Origin of the sequence: Streptomyces sp. NPDC058373 (assembly GCF_042723275.1) — a bacterium.
In the GTDB taxonomy this organism is placed as follows: Bacteria; Actinomycetota; Actinomycetes; order Streptomycetales; family Streptomycetaceae; genus Streptomyces.
The window spans coordinates 1-4954 of record NZ_JBHXJE010000091.1; the positions used below are offsets into that span (position 1 = coordinate 1).

Genomic DNA, 4954 nt, shown 5'->3' on the forward strand with positions numbered 1-4954 from the left:
GAGTAGGACGCCGCCGAACTATTTGTGGCCTCGGGCCCTGGAAACCTGTCAAAGGGTTTCCGGGGCCCGAGGCATTTCTGCGTTCAGGACCTTTTCTCGCGCGGGGAATTAGGGTCGCCCTATGCGCTACGACCTGGTCGTCTTCGACAACGACGGGGTGCTCGTGGACAGCGAGCCCCTCTCCAACACCATCCTCGCCGGCTATCTGACCGAGCTCGGCCATCCCACCAGCTACGAGGACTCCCTGCGGGACTACATGGGCGGGGCGGTGCACCGGATCCACGACACGGTCCTTGAGCGGACCGGCCGGCGGCTGCCGACCGAGTTCGACGTGGAGTTCCACGGCCGGGTCTTCGAGGCGTTCCGGCGGGAGTTGGAGCCGGTGCGGGGCGTCGTGGAGGTGCTGGCCGGCCTCCGGGCCGCGGGCGTCCCGTACTGCGTGGCCTCGTCCGGGAGCCATGAGCGGATCCGGGTCGGGCACCGGAAGACCGGGTTGGACGCGTGGTTCCCCGAGGAGACCGTCTTCAGCGCGGACGACGTCGGCCGGGGCAAGCCCGCGCCGGACCTCTTCCTGCACGCGGCGGAGCGTATGGGGGTGGCGCCCGGGCGGTGTGCCGTGGTCGAGGACAGCCCGCTCGGGGTCGAGGCGGCGCGGGCGGCCGGGATGGACGTGTACGGGTTCACCGCGATGACGCCCGCAGGGCGGCTGGCCGGGGCCACCGAGCTCTTCGGCGACATGGCCGGGTTGCCGGGGCTGGTCATGGGTTCCACCTGATCCGGTCAAAGGGATACCGGTGGGTAGCGGCCGGTCGTACGCTCTGCGGCCATGACCGACCCGCGTATGCGGCACGGGCGAGCGGCCCTGGCGTTCAGCTTCCTCGTCCAGGGGGTGGCGTTCGCGCTGCTCGTCACCCGCATCCCGGCGATCCAGGACCGGTACGGGATATCCGACGCCCTGCTGCCCGCCTTCCTCGCCGCCGTGCCGGTCCTCGCTGGGGTCGCCAGCGGCGCCACCGAGCGGCTCGTCCGGCGGGTCGCGCCCAGTCTCGTGCTGCGGTGGGCCCAGCCGGTGGTCCTGCTCGCGCTGCTGGCGGTCGGGATCGGTCAGGGGATGGCCCAGGTCGCTCTCGCGCTGGCCGTCTTCGGTCTCGCGGTGGGCGCGCTCGACGCCTCGATGAACATGCTCGGAGTCAGCCTCCAGCGCGCGTACGGGCGGTCGATCATGCTCGGGTTCCACGCCGCGTACAGCCTCGGGGGCATCGCCGGTGCCTCGCTGGCGTGGCTCGGGGCGCACAGCGGGTGGGCGCTCGGGGTGGCGTACGCGCCGGTGGCAGGGGTGCTGCTGCCGCTCGCGCTGGCGGGAAGCCGTTGGTACGTGGACGCGGCGCCGGCTGGGGGAGCGGGGCCGGGCGAGGAGGGGAGCGGCGCCAGGGGCGGGCGCGGGATGGCGTTCGCCGTGCTGCTGCCGTTCTGTCTGGTGATGAGCTTCGCGTACATCGGGGACTCGACGGTCTCCAACTGGAGCGCGAAGTACCTCCAGGACGTGCTGGGTGGTTCGGAGCAGGCGGCGACCGTTCCCTACAACGTGTACATGGTGATGACCCTGCTCGGGCGGACGCTCGGCGATCTCGGGATGCGCCGGTTCGGGGCGGTGGCGGTGGTGCGGGCGGGGGCGGTGGTGGCGGCCGCCGGGTTCGCGCTGGTGGCGGGGGCGCCCGGGGTGCCGGCCGGGATGGCCGGGTTCACGCTGCTCGGCCTCGGGCTCTGCGTGATCGTGCCGCAGACCTTCGCCGCGGCCGGGCGGATCGGCTTCGAGCAGGGCGGCTCCGCCGGGTCGGACGCGGCCGTGGCCCGGCTCAACGTCTTCAACTACGTCGGCTTCCTCGTCGGCTCCCCGCTGGTCGGTGTCATCGGCGACGCGTGGAGCTACCGGGGGGCCATGCTGGTACCGATGGCGCTGGTCCTGGTGACCGTCGGGTATGCCCGCTCGTTTGAGGGAACCGGCGGCCGGTACGGTGACGGGCATGAGCGGGCGCGCGCAGCTGATGTGGGACGAGGCGGTCACCGGCTATGACTTCGGTCCCCGCCATCCGATGGACCCGGTGCGGCTCGCGCTGACCCGGGCACTGATCTCCGCGTACGGCGTGGACCGGCAGCTTGAGGTCACCGGGGCCAAGCCCGCCGGGGACTCCACGCTGCGGCTGGTCCACCGGCAGGACTACGTGGACGCGGTCAAGGCCGTCTCCGCCGATCCGGGTTCGGCGGACGGGTCGTACGGGCTCGGGACCGAGGACGATCCGGCGTTCGCCGGGATGCACGAGGTGTCGGCGGCCATCGCCGGTCTCTCCGTCGGCGCCGCCGAGGCGGTCTGGCGCGGCGAGGCCGAGCACGCCGTGAACTTCTCCGGCGGCCTGCACCACGCCATGCCCGGCGCCGCCTCCGGCTTCTGCGTCTACAACGACGCGGCCCTCGCCATCGCCCGGCTGCTGGAACTCGGTGCCGAACGCGTCGCGTACGTCGACACCGACGTGCACCACGGCGACGGCGTCGAGGCGGCCTTCTGGGAGGACCCGCGGGTCCTCACCATCTCGCTGCACGAGCACCCGCGCACCCTCTTCCCGCACACCGGCTGGCCCGAGGAGACCGGCGGGCCGGACGCCGAGGGCAGCTCCGTCAACCTGCCGCTGCCCGCGGGGACCGGCGACGCCGGGTGGCTGCGGGCCTTCCACGCCGTGGTGCCGGAGCTGCTGGCGGAGTTCCGGCCGCAGGTGCTGGTGACCCAGCACGGCGCCGACACCCACTTCGAGGACCCGCTCGCCCACTTCGCCATCTCCCTCGACGCCCAGCGCGCCGTGCAGCTCGCCTGCCACGGCCTGGCCCACGACTACGCGGACGGGCGGTGGGTGGCGCTCGGCGGCGGCGGGTACGCCGTCGTGGACGTCGTCCCGCGCGCCTGGACCCACCTCGCGGCGGTCGCCGCCGGGCAGCCCATCCCGCCGGAGTCGATGATCCCGGAGGAGTGGAAGCAGCTCGTCTACGCCCGCACCCGTCAGCCCGGGCCGAACCGGATGACCGACGGCCGCTGGCCCGTCAGCTTCCGTGACTGGCAGGGCGGTTACGACCCGGCCGACCGGCTCGACCAGGCCGTCCTGGCCACCCGGAAGGCGGCGTTCCCCCAGCGGGGGCTGCTGCCGTAGCAGCGGGGGCGTGTGGCACCCGCGTTCGACGGGGGCGCTCGGAGGGCCGGCGAACGCTGGGCCGACCGGGGGGATTTCCGCCGAACGGGGCTCCGGTGGCGGACGGTGCGTCAGCATCGGGTACGTGCCTCTCCCGCCCCCGCCCTCCTCGCCCCCGGCGCCCTCCCGCGAGGCTCTTCGCGCGCATCTGCTCGCCACCGGGATCGCCGGGACGGTCGCGACCCCCCGGGAGGCGAGCCTGCGCCGGTACCGCCTCTTCGCCGCCCGCGATCCCCGGGCGCTGCTCGGCCTCGACCCCCTCGGAGCCTGGCGCGAGCGCGACGTACTGGCGCTGATGGCGCGGCGGTGCGGGGTCTCGGCCGACCCCCGGCGGACCGAGGGCGTCGACACCGTCGACCCGGATCGCACGCTGCGGGGGCTCGACCGGTTCGCCGCGCGGCTCGGGCGGGCGGTGGCCGAGCGCCGCCCGGTCCTCTTCGGCACCGGGCACCCCCACCGCCTCATCGGTTTCTACGCCGCCTTGGCGCAGGGCGTCTCGGCGGCGGGAGGGCAGGTCCTCACCCCGGCGCAGGGTCGAAGTGTCGACATAACGACCCGGTTCGGTCTACGTACGCATCAAATCGACTACGTACAGGGCGTCGCGTTGGTGCGAGCGGACGCGGGCCCGGAGGCGGGTTGTGAGCCGGGCGCGCACTGCCATTCGCCGCTGCCCGTACGCGTGGTGCTGGGGGTGGCGGCGGAGCGCGGCGGGCCGCTGCCGGGGCTCGTGGTGGGGGACCACGGATGGGTCTGCGGGGCAGGTCAGCTCGGGTTCGAGGCGATCGGGCCGGCCGACACCGACGATCCCGCGCCGTTCGTCGGGGAGGCCGAGGGCCGGGTGGCGGTGGCGGTGCCGCTCGATGACGGAGTGCGGTCGGTCTGCTACGAGCCGCTGACGCGCTATGTACTCAATCGGGCGTGTCTGTCACCGTAGGGACCCGGGAGGGGCTCCTCTTCCCCACTCGCATCACCCGCCCCTACATTGGGGAGTGAGCGCACAGAGACGAGGAGTCACCGGAGGGGAAGCCGGTGCCCGTCATGTGCGGAAGGTTCAGGTGTGACATGGCTGCTGCTGACCGGCCTCTCAACGAGGTCCAGTTTCTGACCGTGGCGGAAGTCGCCTCGGTGATGCGCGTGTCCAAGATGACCGTGTACCGCCTGGTGCACAGCGGTCATCTGCCCGCCATCCGGGTCGGAAGGTCCTTCCGCGTCCCGGAACAGGCGGTTCACGAGTACCTTCGCGACTCCTACGTGGGGGTGGAGACGGCCTGACGGCCGGGTCCGCGGGACCTCGATTACGGCCTCGGGCGTGGGGCGGGTAGGCTAAGCCGACGTAGGTCGTGTGGGCCCATGCAGCCCCGCACCAATGACCCCCGGTGAAAACGGGGGTTGTCCGAGAAGTGAGCGAGGGTAGTCGTGGGCTCTGTTATCAAGAAGCGGCGTAAGCGGATGGCTAAGAAGAAGCACCGCAAGCTGCTGAAGCGGACGCGTGTGCAGCGTCGTAACAAGAAGTGAGCGCCTAGCGGCGTGCGTATCGGAGCCCTTCCGCCCTTTGGCGGGAGGGCTTCGGTCTTTTTGTGGCGCGTCCACGGATTGGCCTCAAGCGCCGGCCGGGCTGATTTTTGGCCTCAAGCGCCGGCCGGGCTGGAAGGTGGCCTCAAGCGCCGGCCGGGCTGGAAGGTGGCCTCAAGCGCCGGCCGGGCTGGAAGGTGGCCTCA

General features: G+C 72.6%; 6 protein-coding genes. All 6 read left to right on the forward strand.

Annotation, left to right across the window (positions count from 1 at the left end):
• Positions 1–121 precede the first annotated feature (121 nt).
• Positions 122–775 carry an HAD family hydrolase gene (locus ACFWMZ_RS28010; protein ID WP_383204959.1) on the forward strand — a complete coding sequence of 218 codons (654 nt, stop codon included), beginning with the start codon at positions 122–124 and terminating at the stop codon, positions 773–775.
• A gap of 51 nt (positions 776–826) precedes the next feature.
• The gene (locus ACFWMZ_RS28015; protein WP_383204961.1) at positions 827–2074 is read left to right on the forward strand and encodes an MFS transporter; all 1248 of its coding nucleotides are present in this window, start codon (positions 827–829) and stop codon (positions 2072–2074) included.
• Positions 2025–3197 (forward strand): acetoin utilization protein AcuC, encoded by a 1173-nt coding sequence (locus ACFWMZ_RS28020; RefSeq protein WP_383204964.1) that lies wholly within the window; start codon positions 2025–2027, stop codon positions 3195–3197. The genes ACFWMZ_RS28015 and ACFWMZ_RS28020 overlap by 50 nt, the downstream gene beginning before the upstream one ends.
• A 124-nt stretch (positions 3198–3321) precedes the next feature.
• The gene (locus ACFWMZ_RS28025) at positions 3322–4170 is read left to right on the forward strand and encodes a phosphatase (RefSeq protein WP_383204967.1); all 849 of its coding nucleotides are present in this window, start codon (positions 3322–3324) and stop codon (positions 4168–4170) included.
• Between the two features lie 128 nt (positions 4171–4298).
• A complete protein-coding gene (locus tag ACFWMZ_RS28030) occupies positions 4299–4508 on the forward strand; it encodes a helix-turn-helix domain-containing protein (RefSeq protein WP_003948846.1) in 210 nt (69 codons plus the stop codon).
• A gap of 144 nt (positions 4509–4652) precedes the next feature.
• Positions 4653–4751 (forward strand): 30S ribosomal protein bS22, encoded by a 99-nt coding sequence (locus tag ACFWMZ_RS28035; RefSeq protein ID WP_003948845.1) that lies wholly within the window; start codon positions 4653–4655, stop codon positions 4749–4751.
• Positions 4752–4954: the final 203 nt, after the last annotated feature.

Coding starts and splice junctions, on each gene's coding strand:
- ACFWMZ_RS28010 (WP_383204959.1), top strand. CDS start 122: ATGCGCTACGACCTGGTCGTCTTCGACAACGACGGGGTGCTCGTGGAC.
- ACFWMZ_RS28015 (WP_383204961.1), top strand. CDS start 827: ATGACCGACCCGCGTATGCGGCACGGGCGAGCGGCCCTGGCGTTCAGC.
- ACFWMZ_RS28020 (WP_383204964.1), top strand. CDS start 2,025: ATGAGCGGGCGCGCGCAGCTGATGTGGGACGAGGCGGTCACCGGCTAT.
- ACFWMZ_RS28030 (WP_003948846.1), top strand. CDS start 4,299: ATGGCTGCTGCTGACCGGCCTCTCAACGAGGTCCAGTTTCTGACCGTG.